The organism is Cohnella herbarum (assembly GCF_012849095.1).
Taxonomy (GTDB): Bacteria; Bacillota; Bacilli; order Paenibacillales; family Paenibacillaceae; genus Cohnella; species Cohnella herbarum.
Genome location: NZ_CP051681.1, coordinates 131,254 through 157,416, shown reverse-complemented (window position 1 = coordinate 157,416; position 26,163 = coordinate 131,254). Strand labels below are relative to the sequence as shown.

The window sequence follows — 26,163 nt, the reverse complement described above, 5'->3', positions numbered from 1 at the left end:
CAATAGCAAGGAAAGGGACAAAGAACACTAGTGAGTGTATATCAAGAAGCCAGGAACTTCGTCTAACACCATATTCACACATCGGGGCATTCACCCCTCGGTCCGGACCGAAGTTGGAGAAGATTCGCTAGAAGAAATTTCAGTAGGCAGGGAAGCAGAATCAGCCGGACACATCCAACTCCCTAACCGCATCGCGGCCGCCCTTCGGGCTTAAGGGAGTTGGACGTCGTGAATACAAAACGTTATCCGAAACCTCCGAGTTCGAACCCCAATTTTGAAAGGTGTGATTAAGTTTGAAAAATAATCATTCTAGTTTCGTTTATATTTGGATTGTAATTTTGATCATAGAACTTTTTTGGTTTTTCGGAATAATTAATAGAGTTCATGATCAAGAGGAAGTGCTCTTTATCATGACTGTAGTGTTTGTCACCTTGATAGTTGGAGCAGTATTACTTTTACATTCGGTTCTAACATCAAAAAAGAAATATTAAATTACTCGCTTCACATGCGTGGATTTGGGGGCACCATACGGTGCTGCGGCGCTCTTTTATTTAATTCAGATAAAGAAATAACCGAATGCCAACAGAATGAGAATGGGATACAATTCCAGATAAGAGCTTGATTTAAGAGCTTGATTTAAGGGCTTGATTTAATAGATTTAAGAATGATTTGTGAGTAAAGCGAAGAAGTCGGAGGCATCGGATAACACCATATTCACGCATCGGGCCATTCGGCCCTCGGTCCGGCAGGAGTCAGAAGAGGATTCAATTTTCAGTAGCAAGGAAGCGGAAGCAGCCGGACACATCCTACCACCTAACCGCATCGCGGCCAGTCGCTTCGCTCCTTTAAGGTGGTAGGACGTCGTGAATACAAGAACGTTATGCGAAACTCTTGAAGTGCCACAACATATTGTTTAACTCTTTTTGGAGGATGTATATTATGAGTTCTGCTAAGAAACCTACGATAATTTCAATTTCCTCCGTTTCTGGGGAGGAAAAACAACCATAACTAATTTGTTGAAAGAGAAATTAGTAAGTGCAACAGCACTTTACTTTGATGATTATGATTTTGAGGAAAGTCCAAATGATATATGTGATTGGGTAGATCGCGGAGCAAATTATAATGAATGGAATCTTAGTCCTTTCACTCGAGATGTCATATCCCTTTTAGAGAATAAAGACTTGAAATATGTATTGCTTGATTATCCTTTTTCTTATCTCAATATAAGCATGCGGGAATATTTAGATTTCACGATATACGTTGATACACCGCTTGATATTGCAATGGCAAGAAGATTAATCAGAGATTTTAAAGACAATCCAAATGACATTCAGAATGACTTAGAACAATATTTAATAAAGGCAAGAACAGCATATTTAGAGATGGTAAGATCAGTGAAACCTGATTCAGATTTTGTTATAGATGGAACACTTACAACATTAGAAATTGTTGAAAGAATAAAAGGACAACTAATAATGAAGAATTTGTAAGTCATTGCAAGGGAGTTAAGAGCTTCGCATAACACAATATTCACGCTTCGGGCCATTCGGCCTCGGTCCGGACAGGAGTTAGAAGTTGATTAGAGGAGGCATGTTCAGCAGCGGGGAAGTAGGATCTGCCGGTCACATCCAACTCCCTAACCGCGTCGCAGCCGTCCTTATGGCTTAAGGGAGTTGGACGTCGTGAATACACGAACTTTATCCGAAATTCCCCAAAAGCATTTAATAACATATTTTATAGAAGGGGTAATCTAATGATTCATAGATGCATTATGATCTTCACTCATTTTACTAATCAAGAAATGATCGAGAAGATTCGAAAAATCTACGATCCCCTATATGGTTATGTTGACCCACATATTACCCTAGTATTTCCTTTCAAAAGTTCAATTGCAACATGTGAACTAGAGGGACATATTAGGAAATCGATAAGACATATAAAGCAATTCAAATTGACGCTTCAAGGAATAACGATAGAAAAAGGAAATTATTTGTTCTTAAATATCACGAAAGGAACGGAGAGTCTGGTAGAACTACATAAACAACTTTATACAGAAATTTTAAGTGATTATTACCCTGATTTCTTGAAGACAACAAATTACAAGCCTCATTTAACTCTCGGAAGAACGAAAGACTTAAACGAATTAGATGAAGCATATAAAAATTGTAAAAGCCTAGTGGAATCTTTTTCTGAGAGAATAACTGAAGTAACAGTTGAAATAATAGATGAGAATGAAAAATCAGAAATTGAAATGACAATAGAACTGTGTAAGTAATTCGAGAAGAGGGGAACATCCGATAACATTATATTATACGAACCTTTTTTTGCCCCTTCAGAAATGCCCGAATCCCTTTCCCCGCAAGGCGTTCTCCACTTTTCCCACTTCGCTTTTGTCGCTTTGACTTCGCATAACTTGAATTTTCTCAGCTAAGATATACGAACCAGGCGCTGAAAAGATAAGCGAAAAACGAGATATACGCACCTGTTTTTTTCGAGATATACGAAGCTGATAATTACAATATATCTTGTATCAATGAGTCTTTCAAAGGTGTGGAATTGAAGCGGTATATTAATGTCATATGAAAATAAAGCTATAAACTGAGGGTGATGAGATTGAAAATCGTTAGTCTTCAAATTGTAAGTTTGAGACTGGAAAAATCAAACAGCGGTAGACCAAGACTTGAAAAATAAAATCTTAGACTGCCGCTGTTGTTATTGAACTAACGTTACTCGTTAGCGGAACGTTAGTTCAATAAATTTCAAATTCAAAGTATTTTTGTGCCCGCGAGTATACCTGATAACGTTGTATCTTCACGAATCCGAAAGACTGAGACAATTTAATTGCCTGATGGCTTCGCCATCTTGCCCTGCAAGATTTTCTGCCCGACTCTACTACTTCGAAAAACTTAGTTTAGTTCTTTCAAAGCAATTTTTGAAATGTATATAACATAAGATAAAATCCTATCAATAAAGTACCTTGATTCATCCAGTGTAATAGAACTTATATCGAAATCACCATGTCTAATATCTGTGTAGTCTTCATGAAATAACTTCCATAGCTTATGACCTTCTGTCACTATCACTTTGGGTCCCCATACTTCACGGTTGTTTACCATATGATTATTGGCTCCACTTACATCTTTTGTATCTGTTATCCGCTTCATAAGTGCTTCCATTGCTGATAAACAGTCTCTAATAGCATCTTTTCTTGCCCTTGGATTTTCAGATCTTTTTAATTGTTCTTTTGCTTGTTCTATATGATCAGCTGTTTGCTTACACAGCTTTCTTGTTAATTCTGCTACACTTTCAATTTCAATAGTTTTTGTAGTATTGTGATTGATACATATCCAAGGTTCTTCCAAATTGTCACTTAATCTATATCCGAAATTAACAAATTCGAATATCTCGTTAAGATCATCAACTATAAAGGCTTCAAGAAAATTAAACGTGATATCACTAACTGCATCCATAAATCTTGCAAATGGTACTTCTCCGAGCGAATCAATATTTCTCTCAAGATCGCGTATTAGATAATCCCAGCCCCAGTTTTTTGTTCTTTCAACGTAAGAATATTCTGCAATTTTATTCACTATTACTTCCATTACTGAATCATTAACAAGTCTTCCCGGTCCTGAGTAAGAGTCAATTTTCAAACGAGCTCCCTTTATCAAGATACTGGGCATGCTTGTTAACAGCTTATTAGGTACTTCATTCATTATGTATGTCTCGTTATCATACGACATATGGTCTGGGTAAGATTCTTTGAATTTTTTCATATTTACCTCGCTATCTTCATATTTCAAATACGCTTTAGTTAAGTACTTCACAAAATTCCATATCCGAAGTATTCGCGAAATCATAGTAAGACACCTGCCGCAGGTAGGAGAAATGGTATAAATTGAGCATAAGGAGGTAGCAGATCAGGTTTGGTTCTGCGCCTCCTTTTTGTTTGATATTTCCAATTGTGATTCGCCGTGTTAAAATTTATGGAATGGTGTATTTAGGTTACTTCTCTACTGAAATAAAAAAGTTATTAAAGCAAGAGCAGATGAAGTTTTTGATCCCGACTTCCCTTATGATGAAAAGTTTCCAGAGATTAAATTTCAATGAAGTCCAAAATAAAGAAATAATGTGCAAGAGAAAAGAAAATGTTTGGAGGTGAGCGATGTAATGAAAAAATCCATATCCCCATATGAGCTTTTAAAAGCTAAAAGACCTGAAAAATACTCCGACTCTACAATTATCCGTAAAGCAAATTTAAATAGAGAAATATTTGACTTTTATCTTGATAGCTTAACAAGCAGAGGACAAGAAAAGAATTTTGAGGTATTCTGCAGACGCATGGCAGAACATGAAATATGTCCAAACCTTCTACCTCAGACTGGACCAACCGGAGGAGGAGATAGTAAGGTGGATTCGGAAACATATCCGGTATCCGATGATTTATCTTTATCATGGTTTAGTGGTATAGGAAGAGAAGCATCTTCCGAAAGATGGGCTTTTGCGATAAGTGCAAAAAGGGACTGGAGATCCAAAATCAAATCAGATGTTAAGAATATCGTTTCCACATCCAGAGAATACAAAAAAATCTTTTTTATAAGCAATCAATATATTCCTGATAAGAAACGAGCAGCTATAGAAGACGAATTATCCAATCAATATAATATTGAAACTAGAGTGCTTGATAGATCATGGATATTGGATAAACTGTTTTCAAACCATCGTGAACAAATAGCGGTTGAGTCTTTTGGGCTTTCAGATTCATTTGCTGATGAACGGAAAGTAGGCCCATTAGATTATAAACGTCAGTCAGAGTTGGAGAAAATAGAAAAAGAGATAAGTCAATACATCGTTGAAGGAATAAACAGTATTGCTCTTGTAGAGAATGCAACACAAGCAGCAATATTAAGTAGGGAACTAGAACTGTCGTTTGATATTACAAAGGGACGTTTTGAGAGAGCTATTGCGCTTTCAGATAAATACGGAACGATCATTCAGCAAAAAGAATGTGCTTATCAATGGGCATGGACTTTGTATTGGTGGTATGAAAAGTTCGATCTGTTCTATGAAAAGTATTGTATATATGAAACTATTATTCTTGATGGTAATAATTTCTTTGACCTTGAACGATTAACAAATCTATGGATGAATCTATATACTATAACTGGAGGCAAGTTTGAAGTAAGCAAGTTTGAAGTACACACTAAAACGTTGATAGAAGAATACAGAAGATTTATTGACAATAAGACACGCCCTAATGCTGCTTTGGAAGCTAGGGCTAACTTTGTCTTTGTAAAATTAATGCTTGGGGATAATGTCGATGAGTTAGTTGATGAACTAACGCAGATCATTAATGATTGTGATGGGGTTCTTGATTTTAGCCTTGATACACTTTCTGAATTGATTATGAATGTTAGCCCAAATTTAAAGGATAGTCCCCAATATGATTCCTTATTTGATACAATAATTTCAGCTTCAAGCAGCAGAAAACAAGAATTAGTTTCTGCAAAATTACTCTTAAAACGAGGAGAGCAACTAATTGAATCAAAACCATATAGCGCTATACGTTATATTGGTCGTGCCCTCCAAAAATTATATAAAGATGAGAGTAAAAATGAGTACTTGTTGGCAATGACTTTAATGGCTCACGCTTGTGAAAAAGCTGGCTTATTGTGGGCGGGACGTGGTTATTACCTTAATGCTTTCTTTATCGCCTTTATTGATTACATGAAGTTTGGAAATGTCAGTCCCTTATTAGTTGGTTGTTCTACCGAACTAAAGATGATTGAACTTCGGCATGGGAGAATTCCTCATTCGCTAGAATGGTATAAGTTAGATCGACTGGTAAAAGGTCTCCTAATATCAAGTGGTTACGATGCAACGAGACTAAACGAAATCGATGATATCAACTTATACGATGCAATATTGGGAATGCTTCTTTTAAGAACATCTTTTGAGGATCTCCACTCACTTGCATCATTACCAGATGTATTAGATCATGAAGGTCTTCATATGGCTGCCATTGGATTGAAATATGCACTAGGCTATATAGATGAAGAGATTCAGAAATCTTACAACGATGATAAAAAGTCTATAGAAGAATTTATGCAGCAATGGTATAACCAACCAGCAAAAGAGCAAATACCGGATATACCGATATTTGTTATCGATGGCACCCAGTATTTTTCTTCAAAAATAATGGGATGTCTGATTAATATTGAATCAGATGCCAAATTTCCATGCATCGAATTAGCCGAAAGTATATTAGCTGCAATCGAAAGCTTCCTTGCAACGGCTATTTTAGATGGATTGGTAGGGATGATTCCCCGAGCAACGATTAAAGTTAAATATGTTGAGTCGGTAAAATACCATCTTGACTTCAAAAATGAACCCAGTGATATTGAACCTATATTCACTATTACTTGCTCTGATTTTGGTGAGGAAGAATTTTTTGAAGCGCAGCAACAAACTAAACAGTTTATTCTTAATTTCTTTGCGGCATTTATTGCTCAAATAATAATGTTTAGAAATACAGAGCAGCTTGAAAAACTGATAATTGAGGATCAAGCTTTCGAAAGATCATTGAATTTTACAAGCAGTATTTTTATCATTGCTGATTTATTCGGTAAGAATATGCTCTCTTTAAATAAATGGCTAAATCCTGAGGGGAATAATTATCCGTTAATACGAGATAGCACAATTAGATTTCAGTTAGATAAGTTGGATGTAGGCCAGACAGATAAGAAAAAAATAAACCGTGGAAAGTCGGATAATAAGGAGAAGTTTGATACTGAATCAGTAAGTCAAAAAGACATTGAAATTACAAAAATAATAAATATACCATTATGGAACAGGGCACAGTGGAAAGGAATTTTCTTTGGTTGGACTAATGATAATGGGCCTCCTTTATTAGCTTTAGCATTTAATAATAAAGAAGCAGCTATTTCGATTTTCAAACAATGGCATACCTTAGTGGGTAAGGCTGATGAAAATGATAAAATACGAGTTGGAATAATAAAAGGAATTGATAATAAAAATCCCTTCTTTTATAAGGCGATATTAACCGCAAATCTTGAGAACTCATTAGATTCGCAAAAAGCTGGATTGATTACTGTTCTTTCAAGGTTTCATACAATGGATGTTGACAATGATTTTAATCTTAGAAATTTCGAAAGTGCCCTAAAAAAGGTAGAGTCAACATGGAAATACATTATACTTCCTGCTTATATAAATCCCAAGAACCAGAGGCCAGAATTGTTATTTGACTATCATATCCTGAAAAAACATATTAAAATAAAAAATGCATGGGAATTAGAAGAAGATGACTGGCTTACTTACGCTATTACTCCTGATGATAAGCCGATTATTCCGCCATTCGTTAAACATGCTCGGATTATGGATTATATTGAAAATTTAAAGCGAACCCATTAAGTCATATGAGTTGTTATATGAAAGGCCACCTTTGATAGGTGGTCTTTCACTTTCTTGGCTATGATCATCAATCACTTGCAATGGCAAGTGAACCCTCATTAACCCTTAGCTAAAGCTGCTGAAAATGTAGACTTAACCTAAATTTAGTTCTAACCTCAATTCAATTAAATTGCCCATTAATAAATTGTCGCAGCACCAAGCTCTATTTCGAGTTTGGTGCTGTTTTTTTTTATTTTCGATTTTTTTTTGAAAGAAGGGTCCGGTTTGACCTCAAAAATGAAAAGGATGGTAGAGGGACACGTCCTCGACCGTTCTTTGACAATAACATAACTTCTCATCCGGTACGTTCCCCGCATGCCTGAAAGGGAAAGCCATTTTGCAGGTACGCCACGACCATCCTTATTTATAGGGTGCTAGCGATCATTACCTAAGCAAAAATAAATGGTGGTATCATTTAGGCGATAATCCGTGCGGAGGGGATAATGATACATCCGTCTAGCCACAGTTATCGCAATGGGGGCGGCTTGCAGTGATCCTGGGAGAGGCGACAGCCTATGAGGACGGCTAACCACTGTCCGCCGGACGAGATTATTTTTGTTATGCAAACCCCTGTTTAAAAACATTGGCATTGTGACCATTGAAAAGTGATGAGAAGCAGATTTGGATTTCAACACTTTACGACGGTTTAAGACCTCCGCGAAACGACGACAAATTAAAATAGGAATATCCAAGAGAACGATTTTTTTGGCGTTCTCTTTTTACATAGATATTCTTTATAAGCCGGTTGCCCTGAATGCCAGAGCAACCGGCTTTATGCGTGAAAGGAGATTCTAACATGTCCAAAGTAATCGCCCTCGCCAATCAGAAGGGCGGCGTGGGCAAGACGACAACTGCAGTTAATTTGGGAATCGGGCTGGCTGCCGAGGGCAACAAGGTTCTGCTGTTGGATGCGGATGCGCAGGGCAACCTGACGGATTCGTTAGGCTTCCATGAACCGGATAGTCTGTCCATTTCACTCGCCACAATGCTAGTGAAAAGCATGACGGAGGAGCCGTATGAACCGAAGGAAGGCATTCTGCATCATCATGAAGGTATTGACCTGATGCCGGGAAACATCGAATTATCGGCAGTCGAAGTGGCACTCGTCAATACGATGAGCAGGGAAACGATTATGCGTTCGTACATTGATTCCGTAAAAGCAGATTACGATTTTATCCTGATCGACTGTATGCCGAGCTTGGGCATGATGACGATCAACGCATTGGCAGCGGCGGATAGCGTCATCATCCCGGTACAGGCACACTATCTGCCCGCCAAAGGCATGACGCAGCTTTTGCAGACGGTTGCCCGCGTTCGGCGTCAAATTAATCCGAAGCTGGCTGTGGACGGTGTGCTGCTCACGATGGTAGACAGCCGAACCAATTTCGCCAAAGACATTTCTTTAGTTTTGCGCCGAGATTATGGGGATAAGCTGCGTGTATTCAATACAGAAATCCCCCTGTCCATCAGAGCGGCGGAAACAAGTGCCAAAGGCAAAAGCATTTATGCCCACGATCCGAACGGACAGGTTGCTAAAGCCTACGCTGCACTTACGAAGGAGGTGCAGGATATTGGCAGCGAAAGAAGATCGGCTCGCCAGCATAAAACTGACCAAAGTCGATGATTTATTCTCGACAGAGGAAAGCCGCAACGATTCGCAACGGGAAAAGGTGATGGATATTCCATTGGCTGAAATTAGTGAATTTCCCGGTCATCCCTTTAAGGTAAGGGCGGATGAAGCGATGTTAGAAATGGCGGATAGTGTCAAGCAGTATGGTGTCCTTGTTCCCGGCTTAGTTCGGCCAAAGGTAGGCGGTGGATACGAGATGGTATCCGGACATCGTCGAAAGAAGGCAAGTGAATTGGCTGGTATGGAGACAATTCCATGTCTCGTTCGCGAGTTGGATGACGATCAGGCGACTATCATCATGGTGGATAGCAACCTGCAACGGGAGTATATTTCTCCGAGTGAAAAAGCTTTTGCCTACAAAATGAAATTGGAAGCTATGAACAGACAAGGACAACGAACAGATTTAACTCGTTCCCAAGTTGGGAACAAGTCTGCTGCAAAGAAATCAAGCGAGATATTAGCAGAACAGATGGGTGAAAGCAAAAACCAAATATTTAGATACGTTCGCCTAACCGAACTCACTCCTCACATTCTCGAAATGGTAGACGACAAACGGATTGCCTTTAATCCTGCCGTTGAGTTATCTTACTTGGCCGAGAAAGAACAGCAAGCCCTATTCGAGACCATGCAGGCCGAGGACTGCACGCCTTCACTTGCTCAGGCTCAGCGTATGAAAAAGATGAGTCAAGAAGGGAGGCTGAATACAGATGTCATTTACACCATACTGACGGAGGAAAAGCCGAATCAGAAAGAAAAAATGAGTATTCAGCGAGAACGAATCGACCGCTTTTTCCCACGAGATTTCTCGGAAAAACAAAAGGAAGACCTAATCGTGCAACTGCTGGAAAGCTGGTACAAAAGGCGGCAGAGGGAGCACGAACGGTAATTCCCCCGTTGCCGTCCTGTTCATGCGCCCTCTCCCCTGACGGAGAGCTTTTTTTATGCCCATTTTCGGGGAGGAGATCATCAATGGACTTTACGAAAGGAAAACGGCGTCAGTATGAACGTCTGATGAAAGAAAAGCCGGGTTTTGCGCGTAGTAGGCCATCCGAGGAGGAAGAAGCACAACTGCGCAAGCAGGCTCAGGAAGCCGAAGGCTGGCACAAGAAACGTGACCACAAAAAGAACCGGGAGGGCTGACGATGGAGCAAGAGAAACGAATGGCCGGTGACTACGAAGTCTATCAAGCGCTACCCATTGGCAGGGTGGAGGTTGTTTTAGGCATCGACATCACGAATACCGAAAAGCCCTATTTGGTTTGCTACTGCTCGCAGAATAATTTGTTTGGCATCGATCAGTATTACGGTGCAGAAGGATATGCGGATTACCTGGTCGCAATGCAGGAATTTACTAAGCTATTGCAATGGGAAATCGAGAAACTCCAGACCGAGCGCGCTACGATCACGGAGCCGATGCCTCCCATTCAACCCGACCAATGCCTGCCCATCAAAAGTGACGATGATCTCGGCGGCAGAATTGTTGTGACCCGTTTGGATTGGTTGCGACCGGAATTTCGCACGGCAGACCATCAGTTGATTTGGGTAACGGGAGGCTTCGGTGCCTCCGGGAACTCACGTGGGCGGGCGGTCTATGCGGAAACCCTCTATTCCGGCGATGAATACCGCTATAACCGGGAAGACCTGATGGGGTTCCTGAAGCCGGAGCATACGCCCACATGGGCGGCCGAGAAGCTGGCACAACGACAAGCGGATCAAGTCCCATCAAAGCCGCGTCCGCGAGGCGAAGCGCGTTAAGAGAAGCGCTAGGTATCTTCTATATAAATGAAAGGAGATCGTGAACGATGTCATGGACGTATCGACACCGCAAGACGCTCATCATGGGAGCCATCGCGATCAGCGTGGCGCTTCTGGTAGCAGCGGCCTTGTATATGCTGATGCAGCACACCGATCAGCAGCAAAAGCAGCAACAGATGAAAGAGGAGTATGAGCGGCAGATTCAGCAATTGAAAAAGGAGGAGCAGCAAAACAGCCGAAATGTCTGGACGACTGCAAAAACAATACCGGCAGGCGTCTCGCTCAAAGCGGATGACCTCAAGGCTGTTCCGATGCCCGTCAGTTTGGTTCCGCCGGGCGTCATCACCGACCGGGAAAGCATCATCGGCAAAAACGCCAAGATCGAGCTTGCATCAGGAACGCCGCTACTTTCCTCTTTATTGTACGAAGGGCAGCCCATTCCGAAGGATTTGCGCATACAGGAGTTTCAGGTCATTCAGCTTCCCTCTAATCTCAAACCTAACCAATATATAGACGTTCGAATCGGCTTTCCAACCGGCGAGGACTTTGTTCTCTTATCTAAAAAGAAGGTACAGGAGCTGTCCGGTACGGTTGTGTGGCTGGAACTGAATGAGATGGACATCCTCCAAACGTCCAGCGCAATTATTGATGCGTACTTGCAGGGAGCGCGGTTGTATGCCCTCCCGTACATCGAGCCGGGCTTACAGGAAGCGGCTGTGGTCAACTATCCGGCCAATCAGAAGGTATTGAACCTGATGGCGTTCGATCCCAATCTGCTCGAAACTGCAAAAATCGAACTTGCCCGCGCGCTGCGTCAAACGCTGGATGGCAATTTGAAGGCGGTCAGCGACTCGGACAAACTTCGCGTCACCAGCGGTAGTGTAACCGTGCAGCAGCAGTTGCAAAACGAACGGATGACGACGCGGCAGGGCAATGCCATGAGCGGAACACAGCCAGTAGGCACACCGCAGTCTGGAGAATCAGCAGTTTCGACGAATGGTCCCCAGCCTAGCGTGAGTGATGCTGCTGGTGCAGCAGCTACGCAATCTCCGAAAAATCAACAGACGCCCCCTCCTGCCGTTTCGCCGTCGCTGCCATCGAGTATGCCTCCTGCAACCGAAGCGCCTCCGGCAAGCGAAGATAAGTGGGAAAACATCTTCAATCAATGAGGAGTGCGGATATGAAAAAAATTGTTTTTATCGGCGTAGCGGACAAGACGCATGCTTTGTTGGTGCTTGGTCGCTTGTTTGTGGCATTGGGGAATAAAGTGCTGTTGGTGGATTCCACCGTCACGCAGTCGATTCGGGGTTATCTGCCGCACGCCTATGCCAATAGCGCCGTTCAGGATTATGAAGGTATGGATGTGGCCTACGGCTATCTCACTCCCGAACAGCTTGAACGAGGCTTGGCACAGGCAGGGACGACACCGGCATACGACATCATGCTGGTGGACACTGACCATACGGAATTTGTTTTCCACCACAACCTGTCCCAGTTTGATAAGCGGGTGTGGTGCTGGGATGGAAGGCGGTTATCGCTGGAGAAAAACGAGGAACTGATGCTTCGTCTCGGCTTACAGAACACGGAAGAGCCTATCTCTTTTTTCGAGTTGCTCTCCCCTGACATACCGGGAAAGTTGGCAGCGTGGCGAGCCGAAAAGCGGTTGCGGCATATCCAGTTGGAGGATACGGTGTTTCGCTTCCCTTTGGACGAACGCGATGCAGCCGTCGATTTGAACAATCAACACCACGGCCGCATCGACCTTCGCGGGCTGACCGGGGCGTTTCGCGAGATGCTGCTGACGATGCTGGAGCAGCTTGGCGATTGCGACCGCAAGACAGCGCGACGAGCCTGGGCAACCGCCCGTAAACGGGTGCGGGTGTGGTAGAAAGGAGAACGTTTATGGGAGCTACCGTTGTATTTTGGAGTCCTGTATCCGGTCAGGCCGGGACAACGACTAATCTGCTCGCCGCGGCGACGTGCATGGGTTTGGAATATTCGGCGCGATTGCTGTTGCTTGGGCATTTGCTAAGCAGCTACGCCGCTGTCGAACGAGCCTATTTTCGACCTGCCGGAAGAGAGGACATGCAAAACCCGGACACGGGAATTGATGCGCTCTTGCGTCTGCTGAAAAACCGCAAGCTGGAGCCTGTCATGCTGCGTGACTATGCCCATCCGTTACTGCGGGATCGCCTGGATATTTTGCCCGGCTCCATCAAGCAAGAGGATATTTTTATTGAAACGGCAAAGGAATGGCTCACACCGCTGCTTGCGGTTGCCCGCCGCGCTTACGATGTAGTGCTGTTGGATGGGGGGAGCGGCAGCGGGTCGGCTTGGGACGAAATGCTGCGGCAGCAGGCCGACGTATGGGTCGTCTGCCTGCCGCAAAACCGTCTCCTTCTAGAGCGATTTTTTCAATCGGCAGAAGCAGCGATGCTGCAAGGCCGAAGAACGCTGCTCGTGTTCGGACAGTACGACCCTTATTCGACGCTTACTTCTAAAAATCTCATGCGTCAATTCCGTATAGGACCGACCGTGTACCCTGTTGCACATAATACAGGCTGGATGGATGCGGCACAGCATGGCGAAGCGAATCCTTTCTGGTTTCGCAACAGGAAGATAGCAAGCGGTCATGAGAACCACCTGTTCGTGCAGCAGGTGCGACGATTGGCGCAGGCTGTGATCGAAAGCGCAGGCGCAAGGCAGCATCTTTTCGGAGGGAAGGAGGGCGACACGCCATGACGGCTATGCTCAATGCCTTCATCCTGATCGCGCTCTTGTTGCTTTCAATCTTCTTTCTTTATTTGCGCCTGAGCCGACGATTGCCGGAACGGACGGACGACACATCGGTATATACGCTGGAAGCGATGACCACTTTCGTAAAAGCAACGCTACACGAGTTAACCAGCAGCAACCTGGCCGACTTCGGTTTGTCGGAGGAAGAATACCGCCGCCGAAAAAGCAAACGGGCGGAGCTGAAAAAGGCGCTGCGGGGCTGCACCTCCGGTGATCTGCGGGACAAGGAATACGTCAAGGAGATCATTGCCGACCTGCTCGCGCAGCGCTATGAGTTGGACGATGCGCATTTGAACCTCCTGCTGCCTTTTCATCAGCCGGAGTCCCTCTCCGCGCAAGACCAGTTTGATATTCTGCTTTACACATATAAAAAGGAAGCCGGGCTTCATGCGCTCGACCGGCTCGTTCAAACCTATGAATGGGATCGGCAAAGACGAAACGAGGAAGGCCAGCTTGAAACGTACCGGATTACGGCGGAGGATATTCGTAGCGTCTTCGCCCGTGAAGCGCCGTGTTTGACGACGGACGATAAGCTCCAACTTGTCGTCCAGCGGATTTATCAGCATTACAAAGGATTCAGCGTCGTGGACGAGCTGCGCGACATGCGTGTGGACGGCGTATCCGGGGGTGTATCTGGTCTGCCGCCGCTCATGTGGGAGGGCGAATGGTCGCTGGAGGAGGACGCACAACTTCAGTCGCTGCCCCGTTCGCATGATAGCGTATGGCTGTTTTACAAAGGGAAGTCCATCCACCTGAGCTTCTTGTCCTTCGGCTCCGAGCAGGAACTGCGACGCGTTTGCCAGATCATCTATAAGCACAATTTTCCCGGCCAGTTGTCCGAGGCGAACGGATTTAAGGTCAATGAAATGGCAGACGGCTCCCGCGTCGTCGTGCTGCGCCCCCGATTCAGTGAATCGTGGGCTTTTTTTGTGCGCAAATTCGACGTGCAAAGCGCGACGCTAGAGCAGTTGATTCAGGACGAAGGCGCGGAATTGCCGATTGGCCTCATTCGTTACTTGGTATCGGGTGCGCGGATCACCGCGATTACCGGCGCTCAGGGCAGCGGCAAAACAACGTTGCTCATGGCGATGGTGCGTCATATTCCAGAAGTGCTGCCCATCCGGGTACAGGAAATGAGCTTCGAGCTTCAGTTGCGCAAAATTTACCCGGAACGCAACATCGTCAGCCTGCGCGAAACCGAGACGATTTCCGGTCAACAGGGGCTGGACATCCAGAAGAAGACGGACGGCTCCGTCAATATTTTGGGAGAGGTAGCGACCGATCCGGTCGCCGCTTGGATGGTTCAGATGGCACAGGTGGCATCATTATTCACCTTGTTCACGCATCACGCCAAAACCTTCCGTGACCTTGTGCTATCTCTCCGCAATTCCTTGTTGAAAACAAAGGTGTTTACGAACGAGCGTGTGGCAGAGCAGCAGGTCGTCAGCGTCGTCAACTTCGATATTCACCTTCGCCGCGACCTGGACGGACGACGGTATATCGAGCGCATTACGGAATGCGTCCCAGTGCCGCAGGAGACGGCGTACCCGGAAGCCTTTCGCGGGAAAATGACAAAGGACGAACGGATGGCAGCCTTTATGGAAACGACGCTCGAATACTTCCGCCGCTCGACGGATCGCCCGCTGTACACCGCCCAAAATCTCGTCGAATACCGCGACGGTCGTTACGTTGCCGTTCATCCCCTGTCCAAGCAAAGTCGCTGCGAGATTGCGGAATACCTGAGCGGCCCCGATCAGGCCGTCTTTGATGCGTTTCTAGCATCCCATTGGGGGGATGAGACATGATTCGGGAATGGCTCTCCCCTCTGCTTGGCATCGCAACCGTGCTCTTTTTTGCCGCTGTCGCGGCCTTCCTGTGGCTGTCCCGGCGTGATTCGGAGGTGGCGGCAGTCCGGCGCTACGAAGCGCTGCGTAAGCCGGGGCAAGCGCCTCGCAAGCAGGCGGTTTACAGTTTCATGCAGCGGCTATACAGCGTTTGCGAGCAGATGCCGGTTCTAAGGATGTACTTGCAGCACCTTCGCAGGCGATTGGTCATCCTGCGGCTCGGGGACGAATGGAAGCTGCGGCTTGAGGTGATGAAATCGGCGCTCTTGATGTGGCTTGTCCTGCTTTTGGCCGCGATTCCGCTTGTTTTGGCGGTGCGCGACCCTTACACGCTGGCGATGCTCGGCATTGGTCTTTGGGTCGGCCACGGCATCCTCTCGGATATGGGTGTTTATCGGCTCGAAATGAGGCTGCTGCGACAACTTCGTCTGTTTCTTGGGGATGTGAGACATCATTACCATCGTCACGGGATGGTGGATGAAGCCGTCTATGAATCGGCGGACAGCGCGCCGTATGAAATGGCACTGCACGGGCAAGAGCTGTACGACATGCTGACGGACAGCGACGCCGAAGATAAACTAGCGCAATATGTGGAGCATGCCCCAAATCGCTATTTGCAGGGCTTTGCGGGATTGTCGTATCTCATCAAGGAGCATGGCGATCAGCAAACGGAAAGCGGTTCGGTCTACCTCAAGGGACTGGAAAAGCTGTCCATCGAACTGAATCTGGAATTGCTGCGTCGCGAGCGTCTCAGCTTCTTATTACAGGGGCTGACCGTTATCGCGCTGCTGCCGCTGCTATTTACCCGTCCGATTGAAGCCTGGGCCAGCCACTTTTTTCCGGCAATGGACACGTTCTACGCCAGCGCTTTCGGTTGGGCCGTCAAACTCTGTCTGCTTGTCGTCGTGTGGCTATGCTACGTGCTGCTGCGCAACCTGTCGGAGCTGGGTGCGACCGCAAGGCCCACCAGCCGAAAAAGATGGGAGCAACGGGTCTATGGCTGGCCGTGGATGCGCTGGCTAGCCCACAGGCTGGGGCCGGTTCCCGGCTCGCGAGAAGCGGAACGGATAACCCAGCTGCTCAAGGATACAGCCTCTCCCTTACGTCTCGAATGGTTTTACGTGCAGCGGATCGTGGCCGGGTTCGCAGCCTTTTTGACGGTGCTGGGCTTGTTCGTGTCCTTGCATGCAGCGGAGCGGCATCAGGTGCTGTATGCACCAGTGAAGCCGGGAACACTTTTCGGGCAGTTGTCTCCGGAGGAGGAAACGAAGGCGCGGGAAGCCGCCGCTCTGGATCGCAGGATGCTCGATCAATTAAAGGAGGTGAGGCCGCGAAGCGAAAATAGCGTCATCAGTCTGCTGCGCAAGGACCCGGCTGCACAGATCAAGGAGGATCAGCTTCGAGAGGCGGCGCGGCGCATCCTGGGCAAGCTGGAGAAGCTGAATCAGCCTTTTCTGGCGTGGTGGGAAGCGTTTTTGGCGTTCGCCGCAGGATGGGGCGGGTACACGCTGCCAGTTGGTATTCGACTGTTCCAGCGGCGTATGCGGCAGATGGAGATGAAACACGAGGTGGATCAGTTGCAGGCCGTGATTGCCATGCTGGCCGGGATGGAACGGATGTCGGTTGAACAGCTTCTGCTATGGATGGAGCAGTTCGCGCAGGTCTTCAAGGAGCCACTGCAATCCTGCCTTCTTCATTTTGAACAGGGTGAGGAGCAGGCGCTTGCGCAGCTCAAAGAAGATGCACCGTTTCTGCCTTTTGTTCGGATCGTGGAAAAGCTGGAAATGGCTTCGCAGCATTTGACGATCCGGCAGGCATTCGACGATCTCGAAGCAGAGCAGGGGTTTGCGCGAGAGCAGCGCAAGCAGGAGTATGAACAGTTAATTGAACAAAAGGCAGGCTGGGGCCGCTGGATCGGGTTTGCCCCCTTGATGACGCTGATATTCGGGTATTTGGTCATTCCGCTTGTCGTCGTCAGCCTGCATCAGATGACCGTGTACTACGATCAGCTTCAACGCATCCAGTAACCCATACAGACGCTTTCCTTCATCAGCGGGAAGGCGTTTTTTTTATCCCCCCAATCAAAGGAGAGAATTGTACATGTCCAATGCGCAGAAGGCACTTGTCATGGCAGCAGGAATTTTCCTTGCCATCGCACTCATTACACTGGCTGTCGTGCTGTTTATTTCCGCCCAGGATTCGACCAAGGCGGCTCAAAGCAATTTCAGCAATATCCAGACGGAGCTTTCACAAACGGCGTTTACGGTGTATGACAATACGACGCTTTCGGGCAGTCAGGTTGTCAACGCGCTTCGCAAGTTCCGCGATCAGGACCAATTTGGCATCCAGATCGTTACCGGCAAAAACCCGACCGGTCAGTGGTACGGCAAGGTTGTCAATACCGGTGTGCCTCTGGATAGCGTCACCTACGGCGCAATCGTCGGAGCCGCACCCGGCCAGATTAGCCAGACCGTAGACGAAGCGGACATCAACTACGTTAATCCAAGCGGCAAGTTCCGCAGCACGCTGGTGCTGGACAGCAGCAATGTCATTCGCGGCATCATCTTCCGGCAGCAATAAGGTCGGATGAAGTTACGAAAGCGTCCGGCCCAGGTTGGACGCTTTCGTCATGAAGGAGGTGTAACGCATGAACTATGTGCCTAGAACGATGCTGGAGATGAGCGCAGCATTGCTCGTTTTCCTCATGGCCGCAGGAAGCGGTCTGATTTTGTTTCAGACCGGTGCCTCACTCAATTCGCTCGCCTATGTAACCGGCCAATCGCAGGATCGCAACTTGCAGCAAATCGCTGTACCGCTCTCGGGCGACGGTTCGGTATCCGGTGCGGAAGTGCTGCAAGCTATCGCTCGCCTAGATGAAGGAGATGCGGAAATGGTGGTAGACGGCATTCGATTCGCGCCGCCGCTGGAACGGGAGCAGCTTTCGTCCGCAGGCATACGTCTGAAGGGGCGATATCAGCCCGCCTATGAGCGGGACGCTTCCGGTCACTTGCAGCGCCTGACACTAAGGAGCCTGCCATGAACAGTTTGATCAAAATTTTCGCCGTATTGATCGCTATTCTGCTGCTCTACCTCTACCCGCTCTCTGCCGCCTTTGATCAGCAGGACGATATTTCGGAACTGGTTGCCTTGCGCGCGACGACAGCCTTCGTTGATGCGGTTCGGGACAAAGGCGGCATCACGCCAACGATGTATAACGAATTCATGACCGCACTTGCGGCGACCGGCAATAGCTTTGACGTTCAGATGGAGCATGACAGCAAGAAGTATGTACCGGTTTACGACGATCCGACACGGCCCGAAACCTTTAAGGGCAACTACGAGGTACAGTACGATGCGTTTTTCAATTCGCAGATCCTGCCGGTGCTGTTCCCTGACAATCGGGCAGCAAAGGATGACCCAAGCCGACGTTATCGGATGCGCGCGGGTGACAGCTTCACGGTGATTGTGCGCAATACGAACCGAACGGCAGGCACGCTGCTCTTCGATTTTCTGAATAATACCATCAGCCCAAATGAAAAAATCGTGATTCCGTATGGCGGGGTGGTGCGCAATGAAATGGATTGAATGGGCAATCGTCGGTGCGCTGTTGTTTCTCCCCCTCGCGATAGTCAACCGGAATGAGACAGATACCCTGCGACGGACGGTGCTGACAGAGATGAGATACGACGCTGCGCTGGATGCCGCGGTGGACGACGCCGCGAGGTTGCTCGTCGTTAACGCAAGCCAGCAGCAGGAAGCGCAATATGCCTCGGCCAAACATGTCGCGCTGAACAAGGAAGAAGCACTAGCGGCGTTCTACCGGACGCTGGACGCAGGCTTCGGCGCTGGGGATGATCCGGTGTCGCAAGGTGTCCTGCATCGCTACATTCCGGCTATCGTGATCATCGGGTACGACGGCTTTTACGTCTATTCCGAGCAAGAATGGACGGGGACTGACGGAAAAACCGTCATGAAACCGGCTTGGGGAACGAAGAAGCCTTATGCGTATTCCGATTCGGCGGGTAACAGCCTTTCCTTTACGCTCGACCAGCAGGTACTCGCTTACGATGCGGTCAGCCGAAGCTGGCATGAGGGCTTGCGTCAGGACATTCGGCAGCAAGCGACGATTCCGCTTTTGCAGGATGCTGCGCTCTTCGAGCAGGTACGACGAAGCACGATTGTCCGGGCGATCCAGGACGAGTTGGCCTACCGGATCAATCGATATAACGAAACGGTCTCTCGAAATGGCCTGTCCTACACGTTCACCCTGCCTCTGATCTCTGATGAGGACTGGCACAATACGGTGGATGATGTGGGCGTTTTGGCTTTTGTACAAGGTATCCCGATGGGAGCAAAGGTGTACAACAACTATGCGCTTGGCGGGAGCCGCATCGTGAAACGTCCAACGATCATCGGGGCCAGAAAAGGCAGTATGAAGGTGTACTACCGCAGTTCCTGCGGTTACACCTATCCGGCCGAAGAAACGTTTGCCAGCGGGCAAGCAGCCGCGCGCAAGGGATATATGCCCCTGCCTTGCCTCGGCTCGGCCTTCTAGCAGGAACGTAGCCTATTCGCTCATGTGAGCGATGGCAAGCGGAATAGAAGTAAAGGAGTTCATCAATCATGTGGATTCGACTGTTGCTGGCGGCAATCGTTTTTTGTATAGCCGCCGGATTTACAAACCCTATGGATGGGCAGCAACTGGTCATCAGCGGGGATTCCGACCGGATCAATCCGGAGTTGGGCGCATATGTCGAGGATATAGTACCCGGCGATAAGCGCGAGTACACGGTTCACGTCACGAATCCCACAGATGAGGAAATAACAGCGCTGCTCTATGCGGCCGATGCCATGCCCGCATTGGGCGGCGGTAAGGATTTTACTTTACCGAGCGATCCCGATACCGGTTCGGCTGCATGGTACAGGGCGCCGGATCGCAGTATAACCCTCAAGGCTGGCGAGACGCAAAGCTTTACAATGGAAATGCAGATACCTGATAGTGTGGAGCCGGGCCAGTACGTGTCCGTCATCGGCGTCTACGATCAAAGTATGAGGGAATCGGCGGCACGTAAAATCGGGTTGCGGGTCGTCCTCAACTACAAGTTGGACGAAGCGAAGCCTCCTGAGGCTGTCCCGCACGCAGCCGTATACACGCTGGAGAACGGAAAAGCGAGCTTGACGATTTTGCTGGTCAATGAAGGCGAAAGCTTGTCCGAACCGGAGATCGAGGTGCAGCTCAAACAGCAGGACGATGTCAGCGAGCTTTTGATTGAAAGGAAATCAACGGTTGATTCCATTTATGCAGGCACGGTCGCACAGTACATGGCGGAGCTAAACAGGCCGCTTTCTCCCGGTTCTTACACGGTGGAAGTGAAGACTACGCTGGGTAACCGTATAGAACAGAAGGAATTCCCTTTTGAAGTAACGGACGGTCGGACTATGCCATCAGGAACCGTGATTCAGGCTACTGGGGACGGTTCTCCGCTTCATGAAGGTTCATTTGGACTGCGCCCATCCTGCGTCTACGGGAGCTCGCTGCTGATTCTTGTCATCGTCGTTGTTGTTATAAGAAGAAGAGCTTCACGCACGGAATAACGAGCGGCTCCTGGTTCCTGCTGAGGAGAGGCTACCGGACAGTGGACAGGCAACAGAATCGGCACTATGATGTAGGCAACAGAAAGTTTTTCCAGTTTCGCACATTTTCTTTAGGGAGTGAGGCATTTGAAAAGAAGGTTAGTATCCCTCCTCATTGTGACACTTTTCGGAAGTATATTCAGTTTGACGGCAAGCGCAGCCAGTAAACCGCCAACCTTTGTCAGCGTCGTCATGGACGGCCAAAAAATCTGGTTTCCAGACGCGCAGGCGTTTATTGATGAGAACGGGCGAACGCTCGTCCCGGTACGCTTTGTCGCCGAATCGCTCGGAGCGAAAGTCGGCTGGGAATCGAAAACACAAACGGTTCCGATTACGAGTGACGATCAATCTATCGTTCTGACGATTGACCAAAATGTTGTGCAGGTAGATGGCAAAGCGGTCACTTTGGATACGAAAGCCATCCTGAGCGGCGGTCGAACGTTTGTGCCGCTCCGTTTCGTCAGCGAGGTATTGGGTGCGAAGGTGGATTGGGACAATCCGACAGACACCGTGTTTATCAAGGCCAGCGAAGATAGCACGGCGCAGACCGACCAATGGGGGCGCTTGATACGCACGACCGACTTACCGAAGAATGCGAGCGATTATCCATACATTCTTGCGGACGTTCCGAACGAAATGTACGAGATGGGCTATCCATTTTCGCATCCAACAGACAGCAAAGTTTCATCCGTCCTTTATTCGACGAAGCCGGAATTCAACAAGAAGAACGTGGATATTTGGATGGGAAGACTGAAAGCATTCGGTGTGCTTTGGCTGAATGTAAATTACAACACGATTGATGACGCGTGGGCGCAGGCGGTTTTTGCTACCAAAATGCAAAACTCTGATGCCGAACTGAAGCATATTCGCCGCTACGCAGAATGGGTCAAAGAGAACCAAATCCAGATGGAAGGCTATCTTGATCCCGAGCCATCCATGATTTATAAAGATGGGTTTGGCAACAACTTTGTGCGATCCAAGTTCAGGATTAAATTCGTCTCGTACAAGGCAAGCAATGACTTGCTTTACGATGAGTGGTTCCCGAAAAAACAAACGTTTGAGAAAGGTGTTTGGTACGAAGGCTACGCCGATATTTCTCTATCCACTAATGTAGGCGGCGATTGGGGAAATACGTTGAAGGTCGATCCGAATGCAAGTTTGTTCCGCAATCATATCATTAGAAAGGCGGACTCGAACTAGATGCGCAAACCTAAATTCATACGAATCACGTTGAGCATGCTGCTGGCATGCTCTTTTTTATTGTCGTGCTTTCCGTTTCTTACGAATGCCGCGACACCGGCTGTCCGGGTAGATGAGGGTAAGATCAAATTTGAAATCACTAGCACAGCAGCAACCTCGTCCATCCGCTACAGAACGGTAGGTTGGACGGTGCGTCGTGACCAACTCTGCACGAATACATCATCCAAACAGTGCAGTGATCCGCGTAACGGCAGTCACGCATCATTTGTCAATCAACAGGTGCGTCAAGTCGCGCAAAATCCGAACCCCCCAATTCCCGGAGAGCCGGTCACGACCTACTACGAAGTCAGTGAAGATTTAGTAACGGACGGCATGTGGCAAGCAGGCATGGGAGACATCAAGGACAACGACGACCTGTACTTGTACGCAATCATGGTTTCCGTCGATGGCAATGGAAACGTGCGCAAAGGCCCATTTTACACGTTAGAAGGAATCAAGAACGCTGAACCTTGGGCGCACCCGGATGATCTCGATGATTACTTTGGGATTCACGTCCCCTATCGCAGCGCGAATTTTCCTGTCGATGTCGTTGCGAAAACCGTGGGAGGAACGATCCTCAAGCAGCCTGAGGTCACGTTCCATAAGGGTGACTACAAAGTCGGCGAGACGATCAACCACGAGTTTCCTGCGACGATTGAGGATAACGGGAAAACGTACAGTATTGTCCGCTCCTACCTATCGCCGAAGAAGGACCTAACGCAGAAAAGCTGGTTACAGGAAAATCCGGATACAAATCCGAAGGTGCGAACGCGAAGCTTCACGGCGGCGCTTGGCGGAACGGACGCGATTGCCGAATACGCTGAAAATAACCCGGTAAAGGCGATCTATCAAAAGGAAGATGGTACGAAGCTCAAGGAAGTCGACAAAGGCGTCTACGAGACTGGAGAGGAAGTGAACTATACGTTTGATCCGCAGCTCACATCTGGCGGCCAGACCTATGAAATTGTTCGCACATATATCACAAACAACAAGAAGCCGGATGAGAAGCTATTCATACAAGAAAAAGGCGACGCGAAGCTGCTCGAACGCTCCATCTTGGTTGGCTCTGGCGGCTCCAATTTCGTCGGCATCTATAAAATTCCTTCCCCGATTACCGTGACCTCCCGTATCGACGCACCAGATAACGTCGAGGCTTCAGTTACCACGGTTGATGGGAATTTTGTATTTGAAGCGAAGTCACCCGTGCCGCTCAAAACGTATGAGATCACAAAAATAGAGAACGCAACATTCGTTACGCCTAACGATAAGTCCGGCTCACTCAGCGGGCTGACGGCAAGTAAATCGCTGCCGATCAAAATTCCATTCACATCCGGCTCCAGCATTACCGTCAAAATCACGGTCGTCGTGAAAGATGCTAATGGTAACAGCGGAGATTCCACCTCGGATCACACCGTACGCAAAGGCGACAGTGACGGCGGCGATACCTCGTTACCTGGCACGAGCCAGCAAGTCGAGGCGATGGATGCCACGGCATCGGCGATCATAAAGGCGGATTCTCGCGGCGCTGAACGATTTGACGTTTTAAAGGGAATACCGACCTCTGAAAGCCTTTATGTTAACGCGAGCGCCAAAGCGTATTTGTATCGCAACACGTTCACAGAAGTGAAAGGCTCGAAATCGTATCCGATTACAGTCAGTCGCACCTATACGCTGAGATGGACGGAATATGTTCCCGGCCCGCCGGATAGCGAAGGTCATTCGACCACGATTCCGGTATCCCGATCCGACACGCAAACGGTCACCCAAAGCTACAGTGTGGAACGAAAGTACAGCTATTGGCTGGTAGACCGTTTGGAAGTGTACGGCTTACAGAAGGCGACAGTCGCCAACTATGCCCTGCCCTCCGGTTCGGTAACGCTGCAAGCAAACGGGTATACCGCACCGTCTGTTTCCGCCACCCATGATGCAGCGGTCTCGTCCCATATTACGGACCCGGTGTATCGCAACGTTGTGCTTTCCGGTCAAACGGTTTACGGCGGCTCCAGTAGACCTTCGGTTCCAAGCGAGAACTGGAAGTCAGAGGCTGAAAATGCGGTCGGGAAAATCAAGGTCAAGAACGACACGGTCGTCTTTAATGGACAAACGATCATGGACAATCGGACGGTGGAGGAAACGGCTCCTGCTCCGGGGGCGATTCCCGCATCTCCCATGATCGGTCAGGATGTTTTATATGGTTCGGGATTTGTCATCGATGCGACTAAAACGAACAAGGGGAGCCAGCCAAGCACGGGGACGATTTATTATACGCTGGTCAAGGGCATCGGAGGCGGGTCGAACCAAAGCTTCCCGATCAACGGCATCAATCCGGTGACGGTGCATACCCCCGTCGTCAATCTGGCATCTGTAGCCGACGATCAGGCGCACAATCAGAAAACGGTGCCGACAGCCGATCGTTCGGCGCTTATTCTGGATCGCTCCTTTACCGTGACGATTCCTACCAGCGGGCCGCACCGAGACATTATCGGCTACGGCAATCGGGACTATGCCAAATATGTGCGAGACAAGCAGGTAAGGTTCCCATTCGATGTATACAAGGCTGACCACGCAACGTTGATTCCGAAGGACACCTGGACTTCGATTCCTGTCGGCCAGCTTACAACCACTTTTTACATGCCCGTTTGGGTAGATGAGGGAAATTATGATGTACTATTCCGAACGTTTGCCGAAAACAGTCCGGCTTCATTCACATCACAAAGTAATGCCAATTTGGACTTAACTAATCATGTGGCGACGCAAGTTGTGGCGGTTGAGGTTATTGGCCGTCTGTTCGACTTCCGAATTACCGATGTTGCCGACTACCAGTGGGAAAAGGTGTTCAGAACGGCGGCAGGCAGTGCGACGCCGACCGGAAATAGCTATTGGGTTGGTACAAAAGGTATCGACGGCGCGACGCGCGGCAATACGGCCCCTTACGTGCTGCCGATTCGGCCCGGCAGTCACCCGGAGAGCGGAAAGAAAAATGTTGTTGTAAAAACAGGCTATCACTTCAAATTTGAGGTCAAAACGCTCGGCAACATGTTCAGCGCGGGCGACGGGATTAAAATCACGCCTACCTTTTATTTCGTTGACAAGCAGGGCAAAAACCGACAACAGGTGGACTTGTACTATCATTCGGGAACCAAGCGGTTTATTCGGATCGGCTCCACGGAAGACACCGAGCAGCGGCTGGTGACGCTTGATACCCGTATGCGCAATGTGTCGCAGCAGGAGTTATCCAATACTGCCAGTTCACTTTGGAGGGTGAATGGTTCTTCTGGCAGTCAGACATCGTATGTACAGCAGTATTTGAAGGAAGCGGCGCAAAAGCGGATTTACGTCGGCGGCTACGACGGAATGTTACTTCCTTCGCAGCTTCGGATGTTTATCGGCAGTATGCAGGTGCCGTCCGGCATTGATACTGCACGAGCTAATGCCTCGGTGCAGCGCTGGTTTGGCGAGTATAGCCTTCCCGCTGCTCCCTATGCAGTGCCAGCAGGCATGAATCTGGCCGAGTACGGACGTACCCACCGGTTGGACGACAATGCGCCGATCTTCCTGCGTGACGGCTATTTTGTAGTCAATTTTGACATCGAAACCATTCGCAATAAGGACATTGCTCACCCGCATTTGCAGTATAAAAATGCGCCGCTGGACAACCAGTGGCAGATGGAAGGTTTTCAGCGCAGTTTTGTCGATCCTTACGGGGGGATGTTCTCTTTGCTAGACGGGGACGTTGTGTTTTATCACGCCGACTTGTCTAGCTACGACGATTTTGGTACGGGCGGCACCCATTAAA

19 protein-coding genes and 1 pseudogene are annotated in these 26,163 nt (G+C 48.1%); 19 read left to right on the top strand and 1 reads right to left on the bottom strand.

Going from position 1 to position 26,163, the window contains the following annotated elements:
- Positions 1 to 939: 939 nt before the first annotated feature.
- Positions 940 to 1,490: pseudogene (locus HH215_RS35820) on the top strand (nucleoside/nucleotide kinase family protein).
- 263 nt (positions 1,491 to 1,753) lie between these two features.
- Positions 1,754 to 2,275 (top strand): 2'-5' RNA ligase family protein, encoded by a 522-nt coding sequence (locus HH215_RS35815; RefSeq protein ID WP_169279569.1) that lies wholly within the window; start codon positions 1,754 to 1,756, stop codon positions 2,273 to 2,275.
- Between the two features lie 631 nt (positions 2,276 to 2,906).
- On the opposite strand, the gene HH215_RS35980 is transcribed toward HH215_RS35815, so the two are convergent.
- Positions 2,907 to 3,776 carry a hypothetical protein gene (locus HH215_RS35980; RefSeq protein WP_174887716.1) on the bottom strand — a complete coding sequence of 290 codons (870 nt, stop codon included), beginning with the start codon at positions 3,774 to 3,776 and terminating at the stop codon, positions 2,907 to 2,909.
- Between the two features lie 394 nt (positions 3,777 to 4,170).
- Here HH215_RS35980 and HH215_RS35805 point away from each other — a divergent pair, with 394 nt between their 5' ends.
- The 17 genes from HH215_RS35805 (at position 4,171) to HH215_RS35725 (ending at position 26,162) form a co-directional block, all read left to right on the top strand.
- Entirely contained in the window at positions 4,171 to 7,431 is a 3,261-nt protein-coding gene (locus HH215_RS35805; RefSeq protein ID WP_169284794.1) for a hypothetical protein, read from the top strand.
- Positions 7,432 to 8,266: 835 nt separating this feature from the next.
- The gene (locus HH215_RS35800; RefSeq protein WP_169284793.1) at positions 8,267 to 9,094 is read left to right on the top strand and encodes a ParA family protein; all 828 of its coding nucleotides are present in this window, start codon (positions 8,267 to 8,269) and stop codon (positions 9,092 to 9,094) included.
- Positions 9,042 to 9,986: a ParB/RepB/Spo0J family partition protein gene (locus tag HH215_RS35795; RefSeq protein WP_240908720.1), complete on the top strand. Its 945-nt coding sequence runs from the start codon at positions 9,042 to 9,044 to the stop codon at positions 9,984 to 9,986. Before HH215_RS35800 ends, HH215_RS35795 begins: the two co-directional genes overlap by 53 nt.
- Positions 9,987 to 10,069: 83 nt before the next feature.
- Complete coding sequence (locus tag HH215_RS35790; RefSeq protein ID WP_169284792.1) at positions 10,070 to 10,240, top strand: hypothetical protein; 171 nt, start codon at positions 10,070 to 10,072, stop codon at positions 10,238 to 10,240.
- Between the two features lie 2 nt (positions 10,241 to 10,242).
- Entirely contained in the window at positions 10,243 to 10,854 is a 612-nt protein-coding gene (locus HH215_RS35785) for a hypothetical protein (protein WP_169284791.1), read from the top strand.
- Between the two features lie 47 nt (positions 10,855 to 10,901).
- Positions 10,902 to 12,023: an SAF domain-containing protein gene (locus HH215_RS35780; RefSeq protein ID WP_169284790.1), complete on the top strand. Its 1,122-nt coding sequence runs from the start codon at positions 10,902 to 10,904 to the stop codon at positions 12,021 to 12,023.
- A gap of 11 nt (positions 12,024 to 12,034) precedes the next feature.
- On the top strand, positions 12,035 to 12,742 hold the full coding sequence (locus HH215_RS35775) for a hypothetical protein (protein ID WP_169284789.1): 708 nt from the start codon (positions 12,035 to 12,037) through the stop codon (positions 12,740 to 12,742).
- A gap of 14 nt (positions 12,743 to 12,756) precedes the next feature.
- Complete coding sequence (locus tag HH215_RS35770) at positions 12,757 to 13,596, top strand: CpaE/TadZ family protein (protein WP_169284788.1); 840 nt, start codon at positions 12,757 to 12,759, stop codon at positions 13,594 to 13,596.
- A complete protein-coding gene (locus tag HH215_RS35765) occupies positions 13,593 to 15,455 on the top strand; it encodes a Flp pilus assembly complex ATPase component TadA (RefSeq protein WP_169284787.1) in 1,863 nt (620 codons plus the stop codon). Before HH215_RS35770 ends, HH215_RS35765 begins: the two co-directional genes overlap by 4 nt.
- Positions 15,452 to 17,521, top strand: coding sequence for a hypothetical protein (locus tag HH215_RS35760; protein ID WP_169284786.1), 2,070 nt, complete (start codon positions 15,452 to 15,454; stop codon positions 17,519 to 17,521). Before HH215_RS35765 ends, HH215_RS35760 begins: the two co-directional genes overlap by 4 nt.
- 73 nt (positions 17,522 to 17,594) lie before the next feature.
- Positions 17,595 to 18,074, top strand: a complete 480-nt coding sequence (locus HH215_RS35755) for a hypothetical protein (RefSeq protein ID WP_028598712.1) — start codon at positions 17,595 to 17,597, stop codon at positions 18,072 to 18,074.
- Positions 18,075 to 18,141: 67 nt separating this feature from the next.
- Positions 18,142 to 18,534, top strand: a complete 393-nt coding sequence (locus HH215_RS35750; RefSeq protein ID WP_169284785.1) for a hypothetical protein — start codon at positions 18,142 to 18,144, stop codon at positions 18,532 to 18,534.
- Complete coding sequence (locus HH215_RS35745; protein ID WP_169284784.1) at positions 18,531 to 19,079, top strand: hypothetical protein; 549 nt, start codon at positions 18,531 to 18,533, stop codon at positions 19,077 to 19,079. Before HH215_RS35750 ends, HH215_RS35745 begins: the two co-directional genes overlap by 4 nt.
- A complete protein-coding gene (locus HH215_RS35740) occupies positions 19,066 to 20,049 on the top strand; it encodes a hypothetical protein (RefSeq protein ID WP_169284783.1) in 984 nt (327 codons plus the stop codon). Before HH215_RS35745 ends, HH215_RS35740 begins: the two co-directional genes overlap by 14 nt.
- Before the next feature lie 68 nt (positions 20,050 to 20,117).
- Complete coding sequence (locus HH215_RS35735) at positions 20,118 to 21,089, top strand: DUF916 domain-containing protein (protein WP_169284782.1); 972 nt, start codon at positions 20,118 to 20,120, stop codon at positions 21,087 to 21,089.
- Between the two features lie 126 nt (positions 21,090 to 21,215).
- The gene (locus HH215_RS35730) at positions 21,216 to 22,328 is read left to right on the top strand and encodes a copper amine oxidase N-terminal domain-containing protein (protein WP_169284781.1); all 1,113 of its coding nucleotides are present in this window, start codon (positions 21,216 to 21,218) and stop codon (positions 22,326 to 22,328) included.
- Complete coding sequence (locus HH215_RS35725) at positions 22,329 to 26,162, top strand: DUF5704 domain-containing protein (protein ID WP_248551617.1); 3,834 nt, start codon at positions 22,329 to 22,331, stop codon at positions 26,160 to 26,162.
- The last annotated feature ends 1 nt before the right edge of the window (position 26,163 follow it).